This window comes from Streptomyces sp. NPDC059169 (assembly GCF_042755225.1).
In the GTDB taxonomy this organism is placed as follows: Bacteria; Actinomycetota; Actinomycetes; order Streptomycetales; family Streptomycetaceae; genus Streptomyces.
In genome coordinates this window covers 43716-68563 of record NZ_JBHZCF010000006.1, presented here as the reverse complement: position 1 = coordinate 68563, position 24848 = coordinate 43716, and the positions used below count along the sequence as shown (strand labels likewise).

25 protein-coding genes are annotated in these 24848 nt (G+C 69.8%); 4 read left to right on the top strand and 21 right to left on the bottom strand.

Features of this window, described 5'->3' with window-relative positions; translation table 11 throughout:
- Positions 1 to 3: 3 nt before the first annotated feature.
- Positions 4 to 576 carry a cob(I)yrinic acid a,c-diamide adenosyltransferase gene (locus ACFXOM_RS13100; protein ID WP_384938758.1) on the top strand — a complete coding sequence of 191 codons (573 nt, stop codon included), beginning with the start codon at positions 4 to 6 and terminating at the stop codon, positions 574 to 576.
- 38 nt (positions 577 to 614) lie between these two features.
- Here the strand turns inward: ACFXOM_RS13100 and ACFXOM_RS13095 are convergent, their stop codons facing one another.
- Complete coding sequence (locus ACFXOM_RS13095; RefSeq protein WP_384938760.1) at positions 615 to 1184, bottom strand: hypothetical protein; 570 nt, start codon at positions 1182 to 1184, stop codon at positions 615 to 617.
- Between the two features lie 149 nt (positions 1185 to 1333).
- Between ACFXOM_RS13095 and ACFXOM_RS13090 the strand changes: the two genes are divergently transcribed.
- The 3 genes from ACFXOM_RS13090 (at position 1334) to ACFXOM_RS13080 (ending at position 5211) form a co-directional block, all read left to right on the top strand.
- The gene (locus ACFXOM_RS13090) at positions 1334 to 2554 is read left to right on the top strand and encodes a sensor histidine kinase (protein WP_384946883.1); all 1221 of its coding nucleotides are present in this window, start codon (positions 1334 to 1336) and stop codon (positions 2552 to 2554) included.
- Positions 2551 to 3192, top strand: coding sequence for a response regulator (locus ACFXOM_RS13085; protein ID WP_384938764.1), 642 nt, complete (start codon positions 2551 to 2553; stop codon positions 3190 to 3192). The genes ACFXOM_RS13090 and ACFXOM_RS13085 overlap by 4 nt, the downstream gene beginning before the upstream one ends.
- A gap of 159 nt (positions 3193 to 3351) precedes the next feature.
- Positions 3352 to 5211 carry a glycosyl hydrolase family 18 protein gene (locus tag ACFXOM_RS13080; RefSeq protein ID WP_385037926.1) on the top strand — a complete coding sequence of 620 codons (1860 nt, stop codon included), beginning with the start codon at positions 3352 to 3354 and terminating at the stop codon, positions 5209 to 5211.
- 129 nt (positions 5212 to 5340) lie between these two features.
- On the opposite strand, the gene ACFXOM_RS13075 is transcribed toward ACFXOM_RS13080, so the two are convergent.
- The 20 genes from ACFXOM_RS13075 to prmC all read right to left on the bottom strand — a co-directional run bounded on the left by ACFXOM_RS13075 (position 5341) and on the right by prmC (position 24846).
- Positions 5341 to 6198: an IS5 family transposase gene (locus ACFXOM_RS13075; protein WP_384938768.1), complete on the bottom strand. Its 858-nt coding sequence runs from the start codon at positions 6196 to 6198 to the stop codon at positions 5341 to 5343.
- An 82-nt stretch (positions 6199 to 6280) separates the two neighbouring features.
- Positions 6281 to 6460, bottom strand: a complete 180-nt coding sequence (locus ACFXOM_RS13070) for a hypothetical protein (RefSeq protein WP_384938770.1) — start codon at positions 6458 to 6460, stop codon at positions 6281 to 6283.
- A 607-nt stretch (positions 6461 to 7067) separates the two neighbouring features.
- Positions 7068 to 7544 (bottom strand): hypothetical protein, encoded by a 477-nt coding sequence (locus tag ACFXOM_RS13065; protein ID WP_384938772.1) that lies wholly within the window; start codon positions 7542 to 7544, stop codon positions 7068 to 7070.
- Between the two features lie 248 nt (positions 7545 to 7792).
- A complete protein-coding gene (locus ACFXOM_RS13060; protein WP_385037923.1) occupies positions 7793 to 9439 on the bottom strand; it encodes a hypothetical protein in 1647 nt (548 codons plus the stop codon).
- A 575-nt stretch (positions 9440 to 10014) separates the two neighbouring features.
- Positions 10015 to 10461 carry a DUF2550 domain-containing protein gene (locus ACFXOM_RS13055; protein WP_384938869.1) on the bottom strand — a complete coding sequence of 149 codons (447 nt, stop codon included), beginning with the start codon at positions 10459 to 10461 and terminating at the stop codon, positions 10015 to 10017.
- Positions 10462 to 10589: 128 nt separating this feature from the next.
- Positions 10590 to 10961 (bottom strand): F0F1 ATP synthase subunit epsilon, encoded by a 372-nt coding sequence (locus ACFXOM_RS13050; RefSeq protein ID WP_384938776.1) that lies wholly within the window; start codon positions 10959 to 10961, stop codon positions 10590 to 10592.
- A gap of 185 nt (positions 10962 to 11146) precedes the next feature.
- On the bottom strand, positions 11147 to 12598 hold the full coding sequence (atpD, locus tag ACFXOM_RS13045) for a F0F1 ATP synthase subunit beta (RefSeq protein ID WP_384938778.1): 1452 nt from the start codon (positions 12596 to 12598) through the stop codon (positions 11147 to 11149).
- Positions 12598 to 13521, bottom strand: coding sequence for a F0F1 ATP synthase subunit gamma (locus tag ACFXOM_RS13040; RefSeq protein ID WP_384938780.1), 924 nt, complete (start codon positions 13519 to 13521; stop codon positions 12598 to 12600). Before ACFXOM_RS13040 ends, atpD begins: the two co-directional genes overlap by 1 nt.
- Before the next feature lie 20 nt (positions 13522 to 13541).
- The gene (atpA, locus tag ACFXOM_RS13035) at positions 13542 to 15137 is read right to left on the bottom strand and encodes a F0F1 ATP synthase subunit alpha (RefSeq protein ID WP_384938782.1); all 1596 of its coding nucleotides are present in this window, start codon (positions 15135 to 15137) and stop codon (positions 13542 to 13544) included.
- Positions 15138 to 15255: 118 nt separating this feature from the next.
- Positions 15256 to 16071 carry a F0F1 ATP synthase subunit delta gene (locus tag ACFXOM_RS13030; protein WP_384938784.1) on the bottom strand — a complete coding sequence of 272 codons (816 nt, stop codon included), beginning with the start codon at positions 16069 to 16071 and terminating at the stop codon, positions 15256 to 15258.
- Positions 16068 to 16616 (bottom strand): F0F1 ATP synthase subunit B, encoded by a 549-nt coding sequence (locus ACFXOM_RS13025; RefSeq protein WP_384938786.1) that lies wholly within the window; start codon positions 16614 to 16616, stop codon positions 16068 to 16070. Before ACFXOM_RS13025 ends, ACFXOM_RS13030 begins: the two co-directional genes overlap by 4 nt.
- A gap of 42 nt (positions 16617 to 16658) precedes the next feature.
- Entirely contained in the window at positions 16659 to 16907 is a 249-nt protein-coding gene (locus ACFXOM_RS13020; protein WP_384938787.1) for a F0F1 ATP synthase subunit C, read from the bottom strand.
- A 68-nt stretch (positions 16908 to 16975) separates the two neighbouring features.
- Positions 16976 to 17770 (bottom strand): F0F1 ATP synthase subunit A, encoded by a 795-nt coding sequence (gene atpB / locus ACFXOM_RS13015; protein WP_384938871.1) that lies wholly within the window; start codon positions 17768 to 17770, stop codon positions 16976 to 16978.
- Between the two features lie 240 nt (positions 17771 to 18010).
- Positions 18011 to 18424 carry a hypothetical protein gene (locus tag ACFXOM_RS13010; protein ID WP_384938789.1) on the bottom strand — a complete coding sequence of 138 codons (414 nt, stop codon included), beginning with the start codon at positions 18422 to 18424 and terminating at the stop codon, positions 18011 to 18013.
- Positions 18425 to 18896: 472 nt separating this feature from the next.
- Complete coding sequence (locus ACFXOM_RS13005; protein ID WP_384938791.1) at positions 18897 to 19685, bottom strand: thioesterase II family protein; 789 nt, start codon at positions 19683 to 19685, stop codon at positions 18897 to 18899.
- 114 nt (positions 19686 to 19799) lie between these two features.
- Positions 19800 to 21134 (bottom strand): MraY family glycosyltransferase, encoded by a 1335-nt coding sequence (locus ACFXOM_RS13000; protein WP_384938793.1) that lies wholly within the window; start codon positions 21132 to 21134, stop codon positions 19800 to 19802.
- Between the two features lie 106 nt (positions 21135 to 21240).
- A complete protein-coding gene (gene glyA / locus ACFXOM_RS12995) occupies positions 21241 to 22503 on the bottom strand; it encodes a serine hydroxymethyltransferase (RefSeq protein ID WP_385037920.1) in 1263 nt (420 codons plus the stop codon).
- Positions 22504 to 22626: 123 nt separating this feature from the next.
- Positions 22627 to 23271, bottom strand: a complete 645-nt coding sequence (locus ACFXOM_RS12990; protein ID WP_384938797.1) for a protein-tyrosine-phosphatase — start codon at positions 23269 to 23271, stop codon at positions 22627 to 22629.
- Complete coding sequence (locus ACFXOM_RS12985) at positions 23268 to 23915, bottom strand: L-threonylcarbamoyladenylate synthase (RefSeq protein ID WP_384938799.1); 648 nt, start codon at positions 23913 to 23915, stop codon at positions 23268 to 23270. Before ACFXOM_RS12985 ends, ACFXOM_RS12990 begins: the two co-directional genes overlap by 4 nt.
- A gap of 49 nt (positions 23916 to 23964) precedes the next feature.
- Entirely contained in the window at positions 23965 to 24846 is an 882-nt protein-coding gene (gene prmC / locus ACFXOM_RS12980) for a peptide chain release factor N(5)-glutamine methyltransferase (RefSeq protein WP_384938801.1), read from the bottom strand.
- Between the last annotated feature and the right edge of the window lie 2 nt (positions 24847 to 24848).

Here is a 24848-nt window from a genome sequence, read left to right as displayed (position 1 = left end):
CACATGGTCAATCTCACGCGCATCTACACGCGCACCGGCGACAAGGGCACCACCGCGCTCGGCGACATGAGCCGCACCGCGAAGACCGATGTGCGGATCTCCGCCTACGCGGACGCCAACGAGGCCAACGCGGCCATCGGCACGGCCATCGCACTCGGACAGCTGCCGGAGGAGGTCGTGAAGGTTCTCATGCGGATCCAGAACGACCTCTTCGACGTGGGGGCGGACCTCTCCACGCCGGTCGTGGAGGACCCCGAGTACCCGCCGCTGCGGGTGGAGCAGGGCTACGTCGACAAGCTGGAGGCCGACTGCGACCGGTTCCTGGCCGGCCTGGAGAAGCTCCGGTCCTTCATCCTGCCGGGCGGCACCCCCGGCGCCGCGCTGCTGCACCAGGCGTGCACGGTGGTGCGCCGGGCCGAGCGGTCCACCTGGGCGGCCCTGGAGGTGCACGGCGAAACCATGAACCCCCTGACGGCGACGTATCTGAACCGGCTGTCCGATCTCCTGTTCATCCTGGCGAGGACCGCGAACAAGGAGGTCGGGGACGTGCTCTGGGTCCCCGGTGGGGAGCGCTGACGCGGCGGACCGGCACCCAGGCCCCCCGGGCGCCGGGGTCAGCGCTCCGCCCGGACCGCTTCGCGGCCCCGCTCGCCCGGGGCCTTCTTCGGCCAGATCACGTAGCTGAGCACGATCACGCCGTGGACGCCCGCAGCCTTCCAGGCGGTGGCCGTCCAGTCGGCGAGCGGGACGGTCCGTGCCGGATCGCCCACGTACCAGACGGCGATCTGGAGCAGCGCGGTGGCGACGCCCGCGGCGACCAGCGTGCCGAGCCACACTGCGCCCTCGTGCCGGGCGCGTGCCATACCGTGGGCCGGGGGCTCGACCGGCGGCGCGGCGCCCGCGAGGCGGTGGGCGGCCCGTCCGTCGAGCCACCGGATGGTCCGGTGGCCGTGACCGACGGTGTAGCCGATGTACAGCGCGGCCAGTCCGTGCGTCCAGCTCGGGTCGGCGCCGTTCTTGAGGTCGACGGCGGTGGCGACCAGCAGGACGAGTTCCAGTAGTGGCTCGCACAGCAGGATGGCCATGCCCGTACGCCGCATACGGAGCAGGTATCGGACGCCGAGGCCGGCGCACAACAGCACCCAGAAACCGACCTCGCAGACCACGATCAGCGTGACGATCACGACGGGCCCCCTCTCGTTCGGATCCAGCCTGTCGGCCGCACCGCGCCCGGTCGTCGTCGTCAGCGACGAACCGTGGATACATCCTTCGATGTAGCGGCAGCTCAGTCCGGGCGAGGAGGCCGAGCGACCTCCTGCGAGTGTTTGATGGAGTGGTGAACCTCCCCCGCCCCCACCGCGACGATGTCTTCATCGCCGCCGCCGGGCTCGCCGGCGGCCTCCTCCTGTGGTCGCTCGGGCTGCACACGAACGACGGCCTCCGTCCGTTCGCCGTCCCCGAGGCGGCGCTGGCACCGCTCGTCGTGGTCTCCGGGACGGAGCTGCTGCGCCGGTCCGCACCGCGCGCGGCCCTCCTGGTGGGGACGCTCGCCGTCCTGGTCGACCTCATGACGCCGGGCAACATCGTGACCCTGTTGATGTTCACGGACATCGTCTACGCGTCGGTGGTGTACGGCACACCGGCCTCGGCCCGCCGCATCCACTACTGGTCCACACTGGTCACCGTCGCGGCGACCATCGGCTTCCTGGCCTGGCTGCGGAAACCGGAGGCGCTGCAGATCGGGCTGCTCGTCGGGCTCGTCACGTTCGCCCCCGCCATCACCGGCGTCCTGGTGCGCGACCACCGTCAGGCAGCCGACACCGCGCGGCTGCGAGCCGAGCAGACCGCACTGCTCGCCGAGATGGACCGTGCGCAGGCCGTCGTCGCCGAGCGCGCGCGGATGGCCCGCGAACTGCACGACATGGTCGCCAACCACCTCTCGGCGATCGCCATCCACTCCACCGCCGCGCTCTCGCTCGACGACGACGTCACGACCAGGAAGGCGCTCACCGTCATCCGGGAGAACAGCGTGGCGGGCCTCGCGGAGATGCGGCGGCTGATCGGGCTGCTCAGGGACAGCAGCGGCGACGCGGCACCGGCCGCTGCCCCCACCCTCGACGGTCTCGGGGCACTCGTCGCACAGGCGCGCACGAACGGGGAGGCGAGCGGCCTGCGCTTCACGCTGGACGACGCCTTGGACCGGCAGCACCCGATACCGGCTCCGGTGGCGCTCGCCGCGTACCGGATCGTGCAGGAGTCCCTCACGAACACGCTGAAGCACGCGGCCGCGGGCGATGTCGCAGTGCACCTCTCCGGCGCGGCGGGGGACGCCATGACGGTGACGGTGACCAGCTCGTACGGCGGTGAGCGGGGGCCGCGCGCCCCGGGCTCCGGAACCGGGTTGGTGGGGATGCGGGAACGCGTGGCGCTGCTGGGCGGGGTGTTCGAGGCGGGCCCGGAGACCGGATCGGGTCCGGATCACGGCGGCCGGGGAGAGATCTGGCGGGTACGGGCCGTGCTGCCCATGGTGGACGACAAGGAGCCCTCTGCATGATTCGGGTAGTGGTGGCGGAGGACCAGGGTGCGGTGCGGGCCGGGCTCGTACTGATCCTGGGCAGCGCCGCCGACATCGAGGTGGTCGGGGAGGCCCGGGACGGCGAGGAGGCGGTGCACCTCGCCCGGGAGTTGCGTCCGGACCTCGTGCTCATGGACGTGCAGATGCCGCGGCTGGACGGGGTGTCGGCGACCCGGCAAGTGGTCGTCGAAGGGCTCGCCGACGTCCTCGTCCTGACCACCTTCGACCTCGACGAGTACGTCTTCGGAGCACTGCGCGCCGGCGCGGCGGGGTTCTTGCTGAAGAACACCGAGGCGAAGGACCTGGTCGAGGCGGTGCGGACGGTGGCCCGCGGCGAAGGTCTGATCGCCCCGGCCGTGACGCGCAGACTGATCGCACAGTTCGCGGCGCCGGCGCCGCGACCCGAGGCAGCGGATCCCGCCGTGCTGGACGTCCTCACCCGACGGGAACGTGAAGTGCTCGTCTGTATCGGCGAGGGTCTGTCGAACGCGGAGATCGCCGCTCGGCTCACGATGGCCGAGGCGACGGTGAAGACGCACGTGAGCCGGTTGCTCGGGAAGCTCGAGTTGCGCAGCAGGGTCCAAGCCGCAGTGCTGGCCCAGGAGTTGCGCGCCTGAGGGGCGAGCACACCAGCAATCCCGCTTTGGTCTGGACCTATTGACGATTGGTCCAGACCTTCCTACGCTCGCCGCACGGCACGCCGCGGTGAGCCCCGCGGAGTGCTCCCGCACGGACCGATCCCCCGACTTGTCCGTCCGCCTCTCGAGGAGCCTCCCTTGAGCACGAGTACCCCCCGCGTCAGAAGCAGATTCAGATTCCGAGCGACGGCGGGTCTCACCGCCCTGTTGCTCCCCCTCGCAGCCCTGGTCGGTCTCGCCACACCGGCGGTGGCGGCGGCCGCCGCCACCGCCACGTACACGAAGGTCCAGGACTGGGGCAGCGGCTTCGAGGGCAAGTGGACGGTGAAGAACACCGGCACCACCTCGATCGCCTCCTGGACCGTCGAGTGGGACTTCCCCTCCGGCACCGCGGTCACTTCGGCCTGGGACGCCGACGTCACCAGCTCCGGCACCCACTGGACCGCGAAGAACAAGAGCTGGAACGGCACGCTCGCACCGGGCGCCTCGGTCTCCTTCGGCTTCAACGGCACGGGCTCCGGCTCCCCCGGGGGCTGCAGGCTCAACGGCGGCCCCTGTGACGGGGACACCGTCCCGGGCGACGCCCCGCCCTCCGCCCCGGGCACCCCGTCGGCCAGCGGCATCACCGGCACCTCGGTGACCTTGAGCTGGACCCCGGCCACCGACGACCACGGAATCAAGAACTACGACGTGTTGCGGAACGGCACGAAGGTCGCCACGGTCACCGGCCTCGGCTACGCCGACACCGGACTGACCGCGGGCACCGACTACGCGTACACCGTGCAGGCCCGTGACACCGCGGGCCAGACGGGGCCGGTCAGCGGCACCCGCGCCGTGCGGACCGCCGGGGACGACCCGGGGCCCGGCCCCGGCCCGGGACCCGGCGGGAAGGTCAAACTCGGGTACTTCACCGAGTGGGGCGTCTACGGTCGCAACTACCACGTCAAGAACCTGGTCACCTCGGGTTCCGCATCGAAGATCACCCACATCAACTACGCCTTCGGCAACGTCCAGGGAGGCCGCTGCACCATCGGTGACTCCTACGCCGACTACGACAAGGCCTACACCGCCGACCAGTCGGTCGACGGCGTCGCCGACACCTGGGACCAGCCGCTGCGCGGCAACTTCAACCAACTGCGCAAGCTGAAGAAGGCATACCCGCACATCAAGGTGCTCTGGTCCTTCGGCGGATGGACCTGGTCGGGCGGCTTCCCGCAGGCAGCGGCGAACCCGACCGCCTTCGCCGAGTCCTGCTACCAGCTGGTCGAGGACCCCCGCTGGGCGGACGTCTTCGACGGCATCGACCTGGACTGGGAGTACCCGAACGCCTGCGGCCTGTCGTGCGACACCAGCGGCCCGGCGGCGTTCAAGAACCTGCTGCAGGCCGTGCGGGCGAAGTTCGGTACGAACAACCTGGTCACGGCCGCCATCACGGCGGACGCCGGCAACGGCGGCAAGATCGACGCGGCTGACTACGCCGGCGCCGCACAGTACACCGACTGGTACAACGTGATGACGTACGACTTCTTCGGCGCCTGGGCGGCGCAGGGCCCCACCGCCCCGCACTCCCCGCTCACCTCGTACACGGGCATCCCGCAGGCCGGCTTCAACGCGGCCGAGGCGATCGCCAAGCTCAAGGCGAAGGGCGTACCCGCCGCCAAACTCCTGCTGGGCATCGGCTTCTACGGCCGCGGCTGGACGGGCGTGACCCAGGCCGCGCCCGGCGGCACCGCGACCGGTCCGGCACCCGGCACCTACGAGCAGGGCATCGAGGACTACAAGGTCCTCAAGAACTCCTGTCCCGCGAACGGCACCGTCGCCGGTACCGCGTACGCCCACTGCGGCACGAACTGGTGGAGCTACGACACCCCCGCCACCATCGGCGGCAAGATGAGCTGGGCGAAGAACCAGAGCCTGGGAGGTGCGTTCTTCTGGGAGTTCAGCGGGGACACCGCGAACGGTGAGCTGGTGAACGCGATCAGTACCGGGCTGGGCTGACCGAGCGTGGCTGAGAAGCTGTGTCACATCCTCTTTCCGCAGGTCATGGCGTTGTGGGGCGTGGGTGATCCGGTCTGCCGTTCGGCTGGGCGTCGATGGACGGGCAGCCGAGCGGCAGCAGGAGGGCTTTCAGGCGACTGCCGTGAAGGTGGTTGGGGCCAGCTCGGGCTGACGGCGGGGGCGGGCCAGGCGGCGGGTCATGAGGGTGATGAACGCCCACTGAATGTGGGCTTCCGCGTGGGACATCAGGCGTTCGTAGTCCCTTGCGTTGCGCCGGGCCCGCATCGTCCACGAATTCGAGCGTTCCACGACCCACCTCTTCGGCAGCAGTACGAAGCCCTTGGCGTCCTTGGGCCGGGGGACGACTTTGATCGTGATGCCCAGGGTGTCCTGGGCCCCGGTGCTGAACTCTTCTCCGCCGTAGCCGTTGTCCGCCCAGACCAGGACGATTTCGGGGTGCTCGGCGTGGAGGCGGGTGAGCAGGATATGGGCTGCGTCGCGGTCCTGGACGTCGGCGGGGGTGACGAGCAGGTCGACGAGCAGGCCGTCCTGGTCAACGATGAGGTGCCGCTTCCTCCCGTTGATGTGCTTGTTCGCGTCGTATCCGCGTGTCGCGTTCGACACGGTCTCGGCGCCTTTGACGGACTGGGAGTCCACGATCACCCGGACCGGCCAGGGACAGCGTCGGCGGCGCAGTCGCAGCCGTCGGCGGAGCTGGTCAAGGATCCGCTTGAGGACGCCGGCCTTCGCCCAGCGGGCGAAGTATCCGAACACGGTGCGCCAGGGGATGCCGAAGTCGGCGGGCAGTGCTCTCCACTTCGCGCCGTTGTCGGTGATGTAGCGGATGGCGTCGACCACGCGTCGGCGGGGCCACTTCTCGGGCGCGCCGCCTTTGGCGGTCTGGCATGCGGGAACGGGGAGAAGGGGTTCCAGCAGGAACCATTCCATGTCGCTGGTGTCGGAGGGGTAGCGGTAGTTCGGCAGCATTACAGGGGTTGGGGCCGCGATCTTGGGGTCAGGAGCCAACTGCGGTGCGGTCGCGGCCCGCCTTCTGCCTTCCTGTTCTGCTTCACTCGAGGTTGGCCGGCAGCTGAAGGGTGGATTCGATCGCGCCCATCTGGGCCATGACGGTGCGGATATAGGGGTCGTCGGGGGTCTTGGTCTGGTGCGGGAGGAGGGTTCCAGCGATGAAGTTGGCGACGCGGTGGTGCACAGTGTGGAAGAAGGCCCGCTCGTAGCCGATCCACACCTCCGGCGCGTCCTCCAGCAGCCGGTATAGTCGTAGCGTTCCCGGGTCACACTCCCGATCATCGCGGGCATCCGGACATCACCCCCGGCGGACCCGGGTGCGGCACCTTGACGCCGTCAACTTGCCCCGGCAGGCCGTCACTCCGCACCATCCAGCCGACTCCAGGCACCTGCCAGGGGCGCACAGCCCCGCGGTGAAGCACGATGACAGCCGCCGAATGCGCGGGCTCACAACCCTGCGCCTGCCGCGCGCCGCCTGTGCCAGGCCCGTTTGCGGCAGGCGGGAGAGCAGTACATTGCCGAGGCAGGATGTTCGACCCCGACCGTCCACGACGCACCACACCCCGGACACGTGGACGTCACACCGGCCTGCACCGCCTCGGTCCTTGCCCGCGCCCGCCGCATCCGCCGCCAGTGCCGCGACCGGCACACCGACGAACACCGCTGATGCCTTCACCGAAGGCATCAGCGGACCACCACAATCCCGGCACAGTCTCGGTCCTGTGCCGTTGTCCGTGACCACGACCAGCTTGAGCCGGGGCACCCCGTCCCTGGGCATGCGGACACCGTATGAAAGGGCGGAGGCCGTCGGGAGTCCCGGCGGCCTCTCAGCGGGCCTTCGGCCTGCCAACGGCGGATACGGTGGTCGGTAGGCGCGAGCTGCTTTCTTCTTTCTCTGCCGGCCCGTCCCCTGTCGGCCCAGCCCCGCATCTCGCGGCGGAGCCGGGCCGGCAGGAGGCCCGCTCTCCGCCGCCCGCGTGCACCAGCGCCTCAGGTACTGTCACGGCCACCAGGTCCCCGAGGACGCGCCCGGCGGCGGAGTCGTGGTCCTCATCCGGCACCACGCTGATGTAGTCGGCCAGCAGCAGCGCGCCGAACTCGCCCACCAGCAGCGCCAGCTCCAGGCCGTCGGCGTGGAACTCCGCCAGCGCGGCCCGGTCCTGCACGCTCCACCCGGGCCCGCGCTTCCTGCACCCCCGGATCGGACAGCACGAACGAGACGACGTCCTCCGCATCCGTGAAATGGTGCGGGCGTGCCGCCGCACGGCTTCCTGCACGCGCTGTTCTTCCTCGGGTGCGGTCATCACGCCGCTCCTTCCGCTGCCCCCCACTCCAGCCCGAGGCCGGCCAGCGCGGCGTGCTTGTCTGCGGTCAGCTTGGCCCGGCGGCTCTTGCTGTTGCTCAGAAACACCCCAATCTACGACCCCACTGAGGGGTGGTGCCCGCCCCCTGTGCCGGGAGTCGGTGGCGGCAGGGGGCGGGCGGTCTGTGGGGGTGCGGTGCCGGGTGTACGGGCGGTGCACCCTCCGGGGTGTGGCGGTTTGGGTGGTGGTTATCCGAAGCAGATTGTGGTGTCGACGCCGGTGCAGTTGGTGGGAACGTTGTCGACGATGGTGTTGGTGCCGTAGGCGTTGACGGTGGCACCGACGGTGTTGTCGATACCACCGGGTGCGTCGTCGGAGGTGTTGTCGGTGATCCTGGTGTCGGTCAGGTTGAGGATCATGCCGAGGGAGTCGGTGTAGATGCCTCCGCCGGAGGCGCCGTTGCCGGGGGCCTGGTTCCCGCTGATCACGGTACGGCGGATGGACACCGTGTCACCGCTGCCGGGGCTGGTGTAGATGCCGCCGCCGCCGGTGCTGCCGGTGGCGGTGTTGTCGTAGATCTTGCTGTCCTCCACCATGGCGGGAGAGTCGAGTTCGAGGGCGCCCCCCTGCCTGGGGGTGGTGTTGTGGGCGATGGTGCTCCTGCGGATGAAGAGCGAGGAGTCGGTGTCGACTGCGCCGCCGCCGGAGGAGGCGACGTTGTAGACGAGGACGCTGTCGTCGATCTCCGTCTGCCCGCCGTCGGCGTCGACGGCACCACCGAAGCTGCCGGAGTAGTTGTTCTTGAGCAGGCTCTTGCTGATCGTGGTGGTCCCGTCGTCGGTGTCGATGCCACCGCCGACGTTGGCGGCGGTGTTGCCGGTGATCCTGGACGTGGTGATCTCGAGTTTGCCGTTGTCGTTGGAGACGGCGCCGCCTTGGTTGGCGGAGTTGTTGCTCAGCGTGGAGTCGCGGATGGTGGTGACACCCTCGTTGTAGATGGCACCGCCGTCGTCGCTGTCAGTGGCGCCGACGGTGTTGCGGTCGAAGGTGACACAGTCGAGTGTGAGGCGGCCGGCGGGGCCGACGTACGCGCCGCCGCCGTTCTCGTCCTCGGCGGTCTTACCGCGGGTGACGGTGAGGTGGCGCAGTTTCAGGTCGCCGCCGGAGCCGATGTTGAAGATGCGGAACTGGTCGGCGTTGGCGGCCCGCGCGATGGTGGCACCGTTGCCGTCGATCGCCATGTGCTGCACCACTACCGGCAGCCCGTTGCCGCCGTCGTTGGCGGTCAGGGTGTAGGTGCAGTGGGGAGCAAGGCTGAGGCGTCCGCCGCCCTGCTGGTTGGCAGCCGTGATCGCGGCGATCAGCGCGTTCGGGTCGCAGTCCACCGGTACGGCCGGGCCCTCGTCCCTGCGCGAATGCCCCGAAGCACGGCCCTCGCCCCGGCCGTCGTCCTCCTCGTCCCTGCCCGGGTCGTCCGTGACCTGCCCGTCCCCGCGCCCGTCACCCTTGCCCTGCCCGTCCTCGGCCTTGCCCTCCTCGGCTTTGCCCTGCTGGGGCTTGCCGGTGTCGGAGGTGTGGGGCTGGTCGGGGTTGCCGGCGTGCCGGGCCCAGTACTCCTCGTCCCTGTCTCCGTCCTGGGCGGGGCCGGCGCCAGCGCGGGCGGCGGCGGCCTGCGCGGGAACCCGGGCGGCGGCATGGGCGCGGGCGTTTTCCGCTCCGGCGGAGGCGCTGTCGGCGGCGGGCAGGGCCGCGGTGGTGGCGGTGACGGTGGCGAGACCGGCGGCGGTGATGACGGCCAGTCTCCAGTGCCTGCTGAGCCCGGCGGTCTTTGCGGTACCGGGCTGCGCGCCCGCACGCGTACCCGGGGTGGGGGCTGGTTCTCGTACTCGGGGCATGTCGACTCCCTTGAGCGGTGCGTCGCGTGATGGAAGGTCAGGTGTGGTCCTCCTTGCTGGAGAGCAACCGTACGTGTCAAAACATCACATAAAGTGAAAAACGGATAGAGCGAGCGGGTGATTGTCGCTGTGCCGCGCCTTACGGGTGCGCACCCGCACACCGGCGGCACAACCGGTCCCGGGCAGGCACCGCATCCCTGCAGTGGACGGCGGCCCGTCCCGCAGAAGCAACCGGATACGGGCACACCACCACCGCGAGACGGCAACCCCGCCGCTACCGCTTCCTCCAGGGCCTGCTCCCGGCTGGCCGCCCTCCACGTCTCCACCCCCGCGCCCCAAAACCGCCCCGGCCTCACACGGGCAGCGGCTCCAGGACCGCCGCCACCGTCCGGCTCCCGCCCCAGCGACGCCCAACCGAACGGCACAAGACATCACCACAGCACCCAACCCGCCGCGACCTGCGGAAAGAAGATGTGAAACAGCTTCTGAGGGGGCGGTGCGATGCACCGCCCCCTCAGCCGTGTACGGACCACCGGGCGGGCCTACCCGCCCCGTCCGGGTGCGCCGCGCCTCCCTCAGGCCACGTTCACCCTCTGGCCGGGAGGGGCTGCTTCGAGCCAGGCCAGGAAACCGGTCAACGCGTCCTCGCTCATCGCCAGCTCAAGGCGCGTGCCCCGGTGCAGACAACCCAGGACGACCGCGTCCGACAGCAGCGCGAGCTCCTCTTCGCCCTCCGGCGTACGCCGGGAGAGCACCTCGATCGCCGAACGCTCCAGAGCGCGACGCGGTCGCGGTGCGTAGCTGAAGACGCGGAACCACTCCACCCGGTCACCGCTGTAGCGGGCGACGCCGTACACCCACCCCTTGCCGGAGTGGTCGCTGTCTTCCGGGACGTTCCAGCGCAGACTGCAGTCGAAGGTCCCGCCGGAACGCTGGATGAGCCTGCGTCGCAGTCCGAAGACGAAGAGCCCGACCACCACCAGTGCGACGACCACTCCACTCACGAGCAGAGCGAGGAGCATCTTCACCGACCTCCTCGCTTCGTCCCGTAGCGGAATACAACCTGCACCTGCATCGCCTCAGCCGCGACCCGGTCTGGAGAAGTCCAGCCAGGGCCGCGGCTGAGGGTGGTCCATCGGCTCGGGTGCGCTCAGCGCACCGCCACCGCGCGGAGCCGAACGTCGGCGCGCCGCTCGGCGGCCGCGTCCGACTCGGCCTTTGCACGCTCCAGCGCGCGCTCGGCACGCTGGGCGTCGATCTCGTCCGCCAGCTCGGCGACCTCCGCCAGCAGCGACAACTTGTCGTCGGCGAACGAGATGAAACCGCCGTGCACCGCGGCGACGACCGTTCCCTCGCTCGTACGGATGGTCACCGGGCCCGACTCCAGCACACCGAGCAGCGGCTGGTGACCGGGCATGACGCCGATGTCGCCGGACGTGGTGCGCGCCACGACCAGGGTGGCCCCACCGGACCAGACCTGGCGGTCGGCAGCGACCAGCTCGACGTGCAGCTCAGCAGCCAAGAGTGGCTCCTCGGGTCACCACCCGGCGGTTCTGCCGGGTGTTGGGTCATAAGTCTAGTAGGGCTCCGGGCGCCGAAGCGCCCGGGGCCACTCCGGCCTCGCGGCCGGGGTCCGGGGTCACCCCCGGAGAGGGCGTGAGAAGGGGGGCGGGACGGTGCCCCGCCCCCCGTCACGAGTCACGGGACTCAGGAGACGCCGAGCTCCTTGGCGTTGGCCTTGAGGTCCTCGAGGCCACCGCACATGAAGAACGCCTGCTCGGGGAAGTGGTCGTACTCACCGTCGCAGATCGCGTTGAACGCGGCGATCGACTCGTCGAGCGGCACGTCCGAACCGTCCACGCCGGTGAACTGCTTCGCCGCGTGGGTGTTCTGGGACAGGAAGCGCTCGACACGACGGGCACGGTGGACAACGAGCTTGTCCTCCTCGCCCAGCTCGTCGATACCGAGGATCGCGATGATGTCCTGGAGGTCCTTGTACTTCTGCAGGATCCCCTTGACGCGCATCGCGGCGTTGTAGTGGTCCGCCGAGATGTAGCGCGGGTCCAGGATGCGGGACGTGGAGTCCAGCGGGTCCACCGCGGGGTAGATGCCCTTCTCGGAGATCGGACGGGACAGAACCGTCGTCGCGTCGAGGTGGGCGAAGGTGGTGGCCGGCGCCGGGTCGGTCAGGTCGTCCGCGGGGACGTAGATCGCCTGCATCGAGGTGATCGAGTGACCACGGGTCGAGGTGATGCGCTCCTGCAGGAGGCCCATCTCGTCCGCCAGGTTCGGCTGGTAACCCACCGCGGACGGCATGCGCCCGAGCAGAGTGGACACCTCGGAGCCGGCCTGGGTGAAGCGGAAGATGTTGTCGATGAAGAACAGCACGTCCTGCTTCTGCACATCGCGGAAGTACTCCGCCATGGTCAGACCGGCCAGGGCGACGCGCAGACGGGTGCCCGGGGGCTCGTCCATCTGGCCGAAGACCAGCGCGGTCTTGTCGAGAACGCCGGACTCCTCCATCTCCGCGATGAGGTCGTTGCCCTCACGGGTGCGCTCGCCGACACCGGCGAACACGGAAACGCCCTCGTGCAGCTTGGCCACACGCATGATCATTTCCTGGATGAGGACGGTCTTGCCCACACCCGCGCCACCGAACAGACCGATCTTTCCACCCTTGACGTACGGGGTGAGGAGGTCGACGACCTTCAGGCCGGTCTCGAACATCTCGGTCTTCGACTCGAGGTCCTCGAACTTCGGGGCCTTGCGGTGGATGGCCCACCGCTCGGACTCCTGGCCGTTGGCCTCGGGCTCGTTCAGCACCTCACCGAGGGTGTTGAACACCTTGCCCTTGGTGAAGTCGCCGACCGGGACGGTGATGCCCTCGCCCGTGTCGGTCACCGGGGCCTGGCGGACCAGACCGTCGGTGGGCTGCATCGAGATCGTGCGGACGACGCCCTCGCCGAGGTGCTGCGCAACCTCGAGGGTCAGCGTCCGGGTGGTACCCGGCTGGGCCGGGTCCGGGACGTCGACGTGCAGCGCGTTGTAGATCTCCGGCATCGCGTCGACGGGGAACTCCACGTCGACGACCGGGCCGATGACCCGCGAGACGCGGCCGGTGGCCACGCCCGCAGCGGTCGGCTCAACAGTGGTGGTCATTAGTAGTCACTCCCCGCGGTCGCGTCGGCCAGGGCGCTGGCGCCTCCGACGATCTCGCTGATTTCCTGGGTGATGTCGGCCTGGCGGGCCGCGTTGGCAAGTCGGGTGTAGGTGTTGATCAGCTCACCAGCGTTGTCGGTCGCCGACTTCATCGCCTTGCGGCGGGACGCGTGCTCGGAGGCAGCGGCCTGCAGCAGGGCGTTGTAGATGCGGCTCTCGACGTACCGCGGCAGCAGGGCGTCGAGGACGTCCTCCGACGACGGCTCGAAGTCGAACAGCGGAAGCAGTTCGGTCTTCTTGCCCGCCTCGGCCCTGGCCTCCGCCTCGGTGAGACTGAGCGGCAGCAGCCGACCGTCCACCGGGGTCTGCGTCAGCATCGAGACGAACTCGGTGAAGACGATGTGGAGCTCGTCCACTCCGCCTTCGGCCGTGTCCTTCTCGATCGCCTCGATCAGGGGCGCCGCGACCGCCTTGGCGTCCGCGTACGACGGGTTGTCGGTGAAGCCGGTCCACGAACCCGTGACCTTGAGTTCACGGAAGCCGTAGTAGGCGACGCCCTTGCGGCCGACGATGTAGGTGTCGACCTCCTTGCCCTCGCCACGGAGCCGCTCGGTGAGCCGGGCGGCCGTCTTGATGGCGTTGGAGGAGTAGCCGCCGGCCAGACCTCGGTCGCTCGTGAGGAGCAGGACCGCGGCCCGGGCCGGGTTCTCCGCCTCCGTGGTCAGCGGGTGCTTGGTGTTCGAACCGGTCGCCACCGCCGTGACCGCGCGGGTGAGCTCGGTCGCGTACGGAGTGGAGGCCGCCACCTTGCGCTGCGCCTTGACGATGCGCGAGGCGGAGATCATCTCCATCGCCTTGGTGATCTTCTTGGTGGCGGTGACGGACTTGATCCGACGCTTGTAGACCCGGAGCTGGGCTCCCATGAGTCAGGTCCCTTCCGTCGTCACTTCGAGACGTTGACGGCCGGAGCGTCCTCGCCGAGGAGCTTGCCGTCCGACGTCTCGAACTGCTTCTTGAAGGTGTCGACCAGCTCGCCCATCGTGCCGATCGTGTCGTCCGACATCTTGCCGCCCTCGACGATGGAGGTCATGAACGGCTTGTGCTCGCGGTGCAGCCACTCCAGCAGCTCGCCCTCGAAGCGACGGATGTCCTCGACCGGGACGTCGTCCATCTTGCCGTTGGTGCCGGCCCACACGGAAACGACCTGGTCCTCGGTGGCATACGGCGCGTACTGCGGCTGCTTCAGCAGCTCGACCATGCGCTTGCCGCGCTCGAGGGCGGACTTCGACGCGGCGTCCAGGTCGGAGCCGAAGGCGGCGAACGCCTCGAGCTCACGGTACTGGGCGAGGTCCACGCGGAGACGGCCGGAGACCTGGCGGATCGCCTTGTGCTGGGCGGAACCACCGACACGGGAGACCGAGATACCGACGTTCAGGGCCGGGCGCTGGCCGGCGTTGAACAGGTCGGACTCCAGGAAGCACTGGCCGTCGGTGATGGAGATGACGTTGGTCGGGATGAACGCCGACACGTCGTTCGCCTTGGTCTCGACGATCGGCAGACCCGTCATCGAGCCCTTGCCCATCTCGTCCGAGAGCTTGGCGCAGCGCTCCAGCAGACGGGAGTGCAGGTAGAAGACGTCACCCGGGTAGGCCTCGCGGCCCGGCGGGCGGCGCAGCAGCAGCGACACGGCGCGGTAGGCGTCGGCCTGCTTCGACAGGTCGTCGAAGATGATGAGGACGTGCTTGCCCTCGTACATCCAGTGCTGACCGATGGCCGAACCGGTGTACGGCGCCAGGTACTTGAAGCCGGCCGGGTCGGACGCCGGGGCGGCGACAATGGTCGTGTACTCCAGGGCGCCGGCCTCCTCAAGCGCGCCGCGCACGGACGCGATGGTGGAGCCCTTCTGGCCGACGGCGACGTAGATGCAGCGGACCTGCTTGTTCACGTCGCCGGAGCGCCAGTTGTCGCGCTGGTTGATGATCGTGTCGACGGCCAGGGCGGTCTTGCCCGTCTGACGGTCGCCGATGATCAGCTGGCGCTGGCCACGGCCGATCGGGGTCATCGCGTCGACGGCCTTGTAGCCCGTCTCCATGGGCTCGTGCACCGACTTGCGCTGCATGACCGTGGGGGCCTGCAGTTCGAGGGCGCGGCGGCCCGAGGTCTCGATCTCGCCGAGGCCGTCGATCGGGTTGCCGAGCGGGTCGACGACGCGGCCGAGGTAGCCCTCACCGACGGCGACGGACAGCACCTCGCCCGTGCGGGTGACCGACTGGCCCTCCTCGATACCGCTGAACTCGCCGAGGACGATGGCACCGATCTCGCGCTCCTCGAGGTTGAGGGCGAGGCCGAGGGTGCCGTCCTCGAACTTCAGCAGTTCGTTGGCCATGGTCGAGGGAAGTCCCTCGACCTTCGCGATGCCGTCGCCGGCAAGGCTGACCGTACCGACCTCCTCGCGCGAGGCCGCGTCCGGCTTGTACGCCTGGACAAAGTTCTCCAGTGCGTCCCGGATCTCCTCCGGCCGGATCGTGAGCTCCGCCATCTGGGTTCCCTGCTCTCCTTGTTGGGCCCGAAGTTTCTTTGGGGGTCTGGGGGCGACCCCCAGGAATCCTCTGCGGCCCAACCGGGCCGCTCTAGCAATGCTTGTTGAGTTGTGGCCGTCAGCCGGCGATGCGGCGGTTCGCCTCGGCGATCCGGTCCGCGATCGTGCCGTCGATGACTTCGTCACCGACGCGCACCGAGATCCCGCCGAGGACCTCCGGGTCCACGTCGAGGTTCAGGTGCATCTCGTGGCCGTACAGCTTCGCCAGCACGGCTCCGAGCCGCTGCTTCTGCTGGTCGGTCAAGGGCACCGCCGAGGTCACCACGGCGACCATCCGGCTGCGGCGCGCCGCGGCGACCTTGGAGAGGGACTCGAGTCCCGCTTCCAGGCTACGTCCACGGGGCGCGGTCACAAGACGGATCACCAGGCGCTCGGTGACCGCGTTGGCCTTGCCGCCGAGCAGGCTGCGCAGCAGCTCGCCCTTCGCGGAGGCCGTCGCGGTGCGGTCCGTCAGCGCGGCGCGCAGCTCGGGGCTGGAGGCCACGATCCGGCCGAACCGGAACAGCTCGTCCTCGACGTCGTCCAGCGCACCGGCCCGGTGGGCAGCGGTGAGGTCGGCGGTGGCCGCCAACTCCTCGATCGCGTCCACCAGGTCCCGGGACTGGGACCAGCGGGAACGGACCATGCCGGAGACCAGGTCGACGGTCTCGCCGCCCACCTGACCGCTGAGCAGTCGCTCCGCCAGCTGGGCCTTGGCCTCGCCGGCCTGCGCCGGGTCGGTCAGGACCCGACGCAACGACACCTCGCGGTCGAGCAGCGCGGTAACGGCGGCCAGCTCCTCGGCGAGCTTCGCGGCGTCGACCGACGTGTTGTCGGTCAGCGCGTCGAGACGCTCACGTGCGGCAGCCAGTGCCTCGCGGCTCGCTCCGTTCATCGCGTTGCCTCGGCCTTCTCCTCGAGCTCGGCGAGGAACCGGTCGATGACGCGGCTCTGACGGGCGACGTCCTCGAGGGACTCACCGACGATCTTGCCGGACAGTTCGGTGGCGAGCTTGCCCACGTCCTGACGCAGCGCCTGCGCAGCGGCCTTGCGGTCGGCCTCGATCTGGGCGTGACCGGCAGCGACGATCTCCTCACGCTGCCGCTGGCCCTCCGCGCGCATCTCGGCGATGAGCGCGGCGCCCTGCTCGGTCGCCTCCTGGCGCAGACGCGCAGCCTCGTGCCGGGCCTCGGCGAGCTGAGCGCGGTACTGCTCCAGGACGCTCTGGGCCTCCATCTTGGCCGCTTCGGCCTTCTCCATGCCGCCTTCGATGGCCTCGCGGCGCTCGTCCAGAACACGGTTGATGTTCGGGAGGAGCTTCTTGCCGAGGACGAAGAAGACGATCGCGAAGGCGATGAGGCCGATGACAAGCTCTGGGTACTCGGGCAGGAGAGGGTTCTGAGCCTCTCCCTCAGCAGCAAGCGGTACCAGGGCGATCACATCAGTGCCTTCCGTCGAAAATGATTCTCGTCAGCCGAGCGATCAGGAAGGCGTCGGGTAGACGAAGCCCATGACCAGACCGATCAGGGCGAGCGCCTCACAGAGCACGAAGCCGAGGATCTGGTTCTGGCGGATGAGACCGGCCGCCTCGGGCTGGCGGGCCAGGGCCTGCGTACCGTTACCGAAGATGATGCCGACGCCGACGCCGGGGCCGATCGCGGCGAGGCCGTAGCCGATCGCGGCGAGGTTGCCCTGGATGTTGACCGCAGCGAGCGTGTCGAGAGCGGACATGCCGTTTCTTCCTTCTCTTTCAGGGCCGGTGGGGGTTGGCCACCGGTTGTCTTGGGGGGTACCGACCGTCAGTGGTGCTCGGCGAGAGCGCCCTGGATGTAGCTGCAGGAAAGCAGGATGAAGACGTAGGCCTGCAGCGCCTGGATGAACAGCTCGAAGACGGTCATCACGAGGACCATCACGAACGAGACGCCGGCGTAGGCGATACCGATACCGTTGAGGAGGTACCAGCTGGCGATGGTGAAGATCAGCAGCAGCACGTGGCCGGCGAACATGTTCGCGAAGAGCCGGACGGCGTGGGTGAACGGCCGGATGAACATGTTCGAGAGGAACTCGAAGAACATGACCATCGGGAACACCGGGCCGAGCGACTTGTCGTACGCGGTGATGTTCTTGATGCCGCCGACGAATCCGTGCCTCTTGAACGTGAGGCTCACCCAGAGGACGTAGACGATCGCGGCGAGCATGGCGGGGTACGCGATGATCGACGTCACCGGGAACTGCGCCAGCGGGACGATCGACCAGAGGTTCATCATCCAGATGAAGAAGAACAGCGAGACCATGAGCGGGACGTACTTCTCGCCCTCGCGCTTGCCGATGGTCTCGTAGACCACACCGCGGCGGACGAAGTCGTAGCCCGCCTCGCCGATCATCTGCAGCTTGCCCGGGACCAGCTTCGGCTTGTTGAAGGCCGCCCAGAAGAAGCCGACGACGATGAACGAGCTCAGGAAAGCCAGCAGTATCGGCTTGGTGAACTCGAACCCACCGACCGTGAAGATGGGCTCGAACATAAAGGAGTGCAGGCCAGGGGTCGGGAAGCCGCACCCTTCGAAGATGTGACAGTCGGTCTCGAAGGCGAGCATCTTGGCGTCACTCACCGCGAGCTCCTTCAGCGTGGCGCATGGGTACGGCAACCTCAAATGTGTCGGCGCGGCCTGCGACCGCGGAACGGCACTGGACTGGACTTGCGGATGTTCAAGGACGGCGACTGGGCGCCGAGGCGTGAGACGTGACGGGCGCGCTTACCGCCCGCGCCAGCTCTGCCGCAGTTGTGGCGAGACGATAGCAAATGAGCGGAAGCCCCTTTACACCGGCCCTACAGGTCACGACGAGGTCTGAGCGGAATCCGGCTCCACGTACAGGGTCTTCGACGTCATGTGCGCGCGGATCTGTGCCGCAATCCACACCAGGGTGGCCGCGAGCAGGGTGAAGGCAGTGCTCTTACCGTCGAACACGGCGACCCGCTTGACGACGGTCAGGACGATCATCAACAGAAGGATCTGCGTCGTGTAGAGCAGCAGGCCCATCATCTGGAAGAGGTGCGGCCAGGAGCGCGCGGTGCGCTGCAGCATGACGAGCCCCCCTCCCATGAACACGAGCACGAGCAGAGCGCCGAAGGCGGCGCCCAGGGCTCCCTTGCCGCCCGCGAGGGAGGCACTGACCGCGACACCGATGACACCGACGGCGGCGGTGGGCAGGGCGCAGTACAGGAGGGTTCGGGCGTCGTTGGACTGCATGGGGGCAGCTCCTCCGGCGAGGTGTTGGGTGGAACGATCTGACGGTCGTCGAGCGGACGGACCAGGGCCCAGGACGAGGAATCCCCTCGATCGGAAGGCCGTCATGTGCAGCGTTCCGATCCCATCCCGGGTTCTCGTGAACGGTATCACAAACTATTTGATGCAGTCTTTACCCAAACTGTGTGCTGCCCGTCACACAGCGACGGAATGGGCCAGTTCACGGGGGTTGTTGCGGATGGACTCGGCTCCCGCCGACCGGAGCGCTTCCCCCGATCGCGTCGTCGCGGTTCACCGAATCCGGTCACCCCTCCGTGCGCGGAGGTGACGCGCGGCGAGGCGGCGGGCCCGACGGCTGCTGCGCCGCACCGGGGCGGGCATGCGGTGGAGGGCCCTCCCCACGACGGCCCTCCCCACGACGGCCGTTGCCACGACAGCCCTCCGGCACGACGGCCGTTGTCACGACCGGCCGTTGTCACGACGACCGCCCTCCCAGCGGGCCTCCCCCACGGCGTACCGAGGGCGAACTGGTGCCCGCGATCGCCCCGATGACGCGCGGGGCGTGCTCGTCGAGGTAGAAGTGCCCGCCCGGGTAGGTGTGCAGGGCGAAGCCCCCGCTCGTGTGGTCGGCCCACGCCCTGGCCTCCTCGACGGTGACCCGAGGATCGTCGAGGCCGACATGCGCTTGGACGGGCGCCCGGAGCGGCGGTGCGCCGGCGTAGCGGTAGCGGGCGACGGCCCTGAAGTCGCCGCGGATGGCGGGCAGGGCGAGCTGCAGGACCTCCTCGTCCTCCAGCACCGTGGCATCGGTGCCGCCCAGTGCCTTGAGTTCGGCGACGAGTTCGGCGTCGCCGCGCTCGGCCTCCTGCGTGCGTTGTGTCGACGGCGCGGCGCGACCGGAGACGAAGACCGTCAGCGGCACGATCCCGGCCCGCTCCAGCCGCAGGGCCACCTCGAAGGCGACGGTGGCGCCCATGCTGTGCCCGAACAGCATCAGCGGCCGGTCGGCCCACGGCCGCAGTTCGGCCGTCACCGCGTCGGCCAGTTCGGCGATGCTGTCGACGCACGCCTCGTCGATGCGGTCCTGTCGGCCCGGGTACTGGACGGCCAGCACGTCGACGGCCGGCGAGAGCGCCGTCGAGAAGGCCAGGTAGGAGGAGGCGCAGCCGCCGGCGTGGGGGAAGCAGACGAGCGCACGGTCCGCGTCCGTCGCGGGGTGGAACCGCCGGATCCATGGGTTCCTGCCAACGCCCTGCGTGTTCACGGGAGTTGCTCCTCTCCGTTCCGGGCCGGCCCCGCTGCGGGGCCTACCTGCGGGCGACACCGGAACGCAACGCTCCACGGCGTCGCCGCGCGCCGCCCCCCGTGGCGCGGCCTGTCAGGCCCGCTCGCGTTCCTTCGTCCGCAGCGTGCTGCTGGACAGCGCCGTGGCTCCGTGGAGCCCGAGGGCGGCCGGAGTGCGGTCCACGGCCTCCACGGCCGACGGGTCGGCTGCGGGGTCCAGCGGGTGGTGGGGGGCGCCGTGCGTGAGGTCGCCCGTCGGTGCCCTGCGCCGGTAGCGCGGCGGCACGAACGCTTCGGCCCAGCGGGGCGCGCGAGGTGTGAAGCGCGGCAGCAGCAGGAGCACCAGACCGAGCGCGCTCAGCCCCACGATCGCCAGCACGATCCACATCGACGCGGAGTGCACCGAGTAGGCCACCACGCCGAAGGCGATCAGCGCCGACCAGAAGTACATGATCAATACGGCGCGGCTGTGCGAGTGCCCGATCTCCAGCAACCGGTGGTGCAGGTGGCCGCGGTCGGCGGCGAACGGCGACTTCCCCTTCCAGGTGCGGCGCACGATCGCCAGCAGAAGGTCCGCGACCGGAATCGCGATGATCGTCAGAGGCAGCAGCAGGGGGATGAACACCGGCAGAGCGGCGTGGGTGGCCTCCCGGGTACTGCCCTCGAAAAGCTTCAGCGCATCCGGGTCGACCTGGCCGGTCACGGAGATCGCCGAAGCGGCCAGCACCAGCCCGATCAGCATCGAACCGGAGTCGCCCATGAAGATCCGCGCCGGGTGCATGTTGTGCGGCAGGAACCCCAGGCACATGCCGATCAGCACCGCGGCGAAGAGCGTTGCCGGGGCGGCCGCCTCGATGCCGTAGCCGTACCAGATCCGGTAGGCGTACAGGAAGAACGCCAAGGCGGCGATGCCGACCATGCCGGCGGCCAGACCGTCCAGGCCGTCGACGAAGTTCACGGCGTTGATCGTGATGACGACCAGGGCGACCGTGAGGAGCGTGCCCTGCCACTGGGTGAGCGAGACCGTACCGATACCGGGGATCGGCAGCCACAGGATGGTGAGGCCCTGCATCACCATCACGCCCGCGGCGATCATCTGGCCGCCCAGCTTGATCAGGGCGTCGATCTCGAACTTGTCGTCCAGCACGCCGATCAGCCAGATCAGCGCGGCGCCGGACAACAGTGCTCTCGGCTCGTTGGAGAGCTCGAAGACGCCGTTGAGGTTCTTCACGTGGTCGGCCACCAGCAACCCCGCGCACAGGCCGAAGAACATGGCGATGCCGCCGAGCCTCGGCGTCGGCTCGCGGTGCACGTCACGGGCACGGATCTCCGGCATCGCACCGGTCGCGATGGCGAACTTCCGCACCGGACCGGTCAGCAGATAGGTCACCGCGGCCGTGACACAGAGCGTCAGCAGGTAATCACGCACGGGCTGCCCCACAGGTCTCACTGGCCATCTCAGCCCCTCACCCTAACCGGGCGGGCCACATGCGTGAGGACATACGGAGGCCTTCGGCGGTTGCACACCGCCCCGTCTACCCCGTGTGGGGCGGAAATCTCCCGGCGAGTTCGCGCACGTCCTCGCGTACGCGACGGGCTTCCCCGTCCTGCCCGAGCAGGGCCGCCGTGAACAGCACGGCGATCCTCGCCATCTCGGCCTCCGCCATCCCCTGCGTGGTGACGGCGGCGGTGCCCAGCCGGATGCCCCGGCCGTCCCCGTACGGCAGCGCGCAGGTGTCCAGCACCAGGCCGGCAGCGGCGAGCCGCCCCCGGGCGGTACGGCCGTCCACACCGAGCGGAGCGGGATCCGCCGTGATCAGGTGGGTGTCCGTCCCCCCGGTCGTGATCGCGAAGCCTTCGGCGGCCAACCCCTCGGCGAGGGCCTTGGCGTTGGCGACCACCTGTCGCACGTACGACGCGAACGCCGGGGTGGCCGCCTCACCGAACGCGACGGCCTTGGCCGCGATCGTGTGCATCTGGGCGCCGCCCTGGGTGAACGGGAAGACCGCCCGGTCGATCCGTTCCGCCAGATGGCCGTCGCACAGGACCATCCCGCCTCGCGGCCCGCGCAGTACCTTGTGCGTCGTCGCGCACACGACGTCCGCGTAGGGGACGGGGCTGGCTGCCGCACCCCCGGCGATCAGTCCCATCGGATGGGCCGCGTCCGCGATCAGGTACGCCCCCACTTCGTCGGCGATCTCCCGGAACACGGCGTAGTCGGGATGGCGCGGGTACGAGATCGAGCCGCACACGATCGCCTTCGGCCGGTGCTGGCGGGCGAGCCTGAGGACCTGCTCGTAGTCCAGCAGGCCGGACTCCGCGTCGACGCCGTACGGGACGAACTCGAACCACCGGCCGGAGAAGTTGGCCGGGGAGCCGTGGGTGAGGTGGCCGCCGAAGGCAAGGCCCATGGCGAGCACCGTGTCGCCGGGGCGCAGCAGCGCCGCGTACGCCGCGAGCATCGCGGACGAACCGGAGTGCGGCTGCACGTTGGCGTGGTCGGCACCGAAGAGGGCCCTGGCCCGGTCCACCGCGATCCGCTCGGCCGCGTCCACGAGCTCGCAGCCGCCGTGGTGGCGGGCGCCGGGATAGCCCTCGGCGTACTTGTTGGCCAGCGGGGAGCCGAGGGCGGCGAGCACCGCGGGTGAGGTGAAGTTCTCCGCGGCGATCAGTTGGAGGCTGTCGGCCTGCCGGCGTACCTCGCCGAGGATCACCTCGGCGATCTCCGGATCCTGCCGGCGCAGGGCTTCGAGCTCTGGTGTGTGCGGGGCGGCTGTCGCAGCAGGGGTGACCGGCATCGCGGGCTCCGTGGCCTCAGGAAACGGGTGCGTGCGAACCAATGTAGGCCGCCGTGCTGCCGTCCGCCCGCTGATTGCCCCCCTGCTTGTCCGACATGGCCCGACGCCGGACGCACCGCCCCGTCAGTGGCGGGAGGAGACGCCCGTCAACGCCGTGACGACCGGGTCGAGCGCCTGGTGGATCTCGTCGCCGATCGAACGGAAGAAGGTGATCGGCGCGCCGTACGGGTCGTACACCTCGTCGGCCTCCGCGCTGGGTGCGAGCAGCCAGCCGCGCAGCGCCGCCGCCGCACGCACCAGCGCTCGGGCGCGCTCGACCACTCCGTGCGAAGGGTCCGGCAGCGTCGAGGGGTCTATCGCGCGGACGAGACGGGTGAACTCCTTCAGGGTGAACGTGCGCAGGCCCGCGGAGTGGCCCATGGAGATGACCTGGGCGCGGTGGTCGCGGGTGGCGGTCAGTACCAGGTCCGCACGGATGACGTGCTCGTCGAGCAGCTCGCGGCCGACGAACCCGGTCGGGTCGGCACCGAAGTCGACGAGCACCGTCTCGGCGTTGGCTTCCATCGGTGCGCCTTCGTGACCCCAGGTGCCGGCGCTCTCCACGATCAGTCCGCCCGCCAGGGGATCGCCGAGGCGGCGGCACAGGGCATGGCGGGTCAGCCGCTCGGTGATCGGCGAGCGGCAGACGTTGCCGGTGCTGACGTGGAGGATCCTGAAGGTGCCGCCCGCGTCGGCCGCACCTATGCCACGCCCCTCAGGGGCCGTCAATTGGCCACCTCAAGGTCTGGTACGACCTTGCGGAGCTCGTCGGCGTCCAGCGCGCCGACGCGCAGCAGGACCGGGACCTTGCCGGTGACGTCGACGATCGACGAGGGCACGATGCCCGGCGTCGCCCCACCGTCGAGGTACACCGAGACGGAGTCGCCGAGCATGTCCTGCGCGGCGTCGCAGTCCTCGGGGGCCGGGTGGCCGGTGAGATTGGCGCTGGAAACGGCCATCGGGCCGACGTCGGTGAGCAGCTCGATGGCGACGGGGTGCAGCGGCATGCGGATGGCGACGGTGCCCCGGGTGTCGCCGAGGTCCCACTGCAGGGAGGGCTGGTGCTTGGCGACCAGTGTGAGGGCACCCGGCCAGAAGGCGTCGACGAGCTCCCACGCCTGCTCGGAGAAGTCGGTCACCAGGCCGTGCAGGGTGTTCGGGGAGCCGATGAGGACGGGCGTGGGCATGTTGCGGCCCCGGCCCTTCGCCTCGAGCAGGTCGGAGACCGCCTCCGAGCTGAACGCGTCCGCACCGATGCCGTACACGGTGTCGGTGGGCAGCACGACCAGCTCACCGCGGCGGACGGCGGAAGCGGCCTCGCGCAGGCCGGTCGTACGGTCCGTCGCGTCGTTGCAGTCGTATCGCCGAGCCATCAGCGGGCCTCCTCGTACACGTACAGGGTGGGGAACACAGCGGCGGCCGTCACGGCAGGGCCTTGCGGGCGGTCGCGAAGCGCGGACGGTTGTTCAGGTCCGGGTGGTCGGCCGCGTCCGCCCAGCCGGCCTCCTCGTTGAAGATCCACGGAACCTGCCCGCCCTGCGTGTCGGCGTGCTCGACGACGACGAGGCCGCCGGGCCGCAACAGCCGGTGGGCGGTGCGCTCGATGCCGCGGATGGTGTCGAGCCCGTCCTCGCCGGAGAAGAGGGCCATCTCCGGGTCGTGGTCACGGGCCTCGGGGGCGACGTACTCCCACTCGGTGAGGGGAATGTACGGCGGGTTGGAGATGACCAGGTCGACCTGTCCGTCGAGCTCCGGGAGAGCGCCGAGCGCATCACCCTGGTGGACGGTGACCCGGGAACCCTCCGCGTTCTTCCGCGTCCACCCGATGGCGTCGTCCGACAGCTCCACGGCGTGCACGCGCGAGCGCGGGACCTCCTGGGCGATGGCGAGCGCGATGGCCCCCGACCCCGCGCACAGGTCGACGACGAGCGGCTCGACGACGTCCATCGCCCGGACCGCGTCTATGGCCCAGCCGACCACCGACTCGGTCTCCGGGCGGGGCACGAAGACCCCGGGCCCGACCTGCAGCTCCAGGTAGCGGAAGAAGGCCCGCCCGGTGATGTGCTGCAGGGGCTCGCGGGCCTCGCGCCGGGCGACCGCCTCCCAGTAGCGGGCGTCGAAGTCCGCGTCCTTGACCAGGTGCAGCTCACCCCGCTTGACGCCGTGCACGAACGCGGCGAGCTCCTCGGCGTCGAAGCGGGGCGAGGGCACGCCGGCGTCGGCCAGCCGCTGGGTGGCCTGGGCCACCTCGGCAAGCAGCAAGGAGCGGGGCGACGGGGGTCGGCCCCCGGGGAGCGACTGCACGC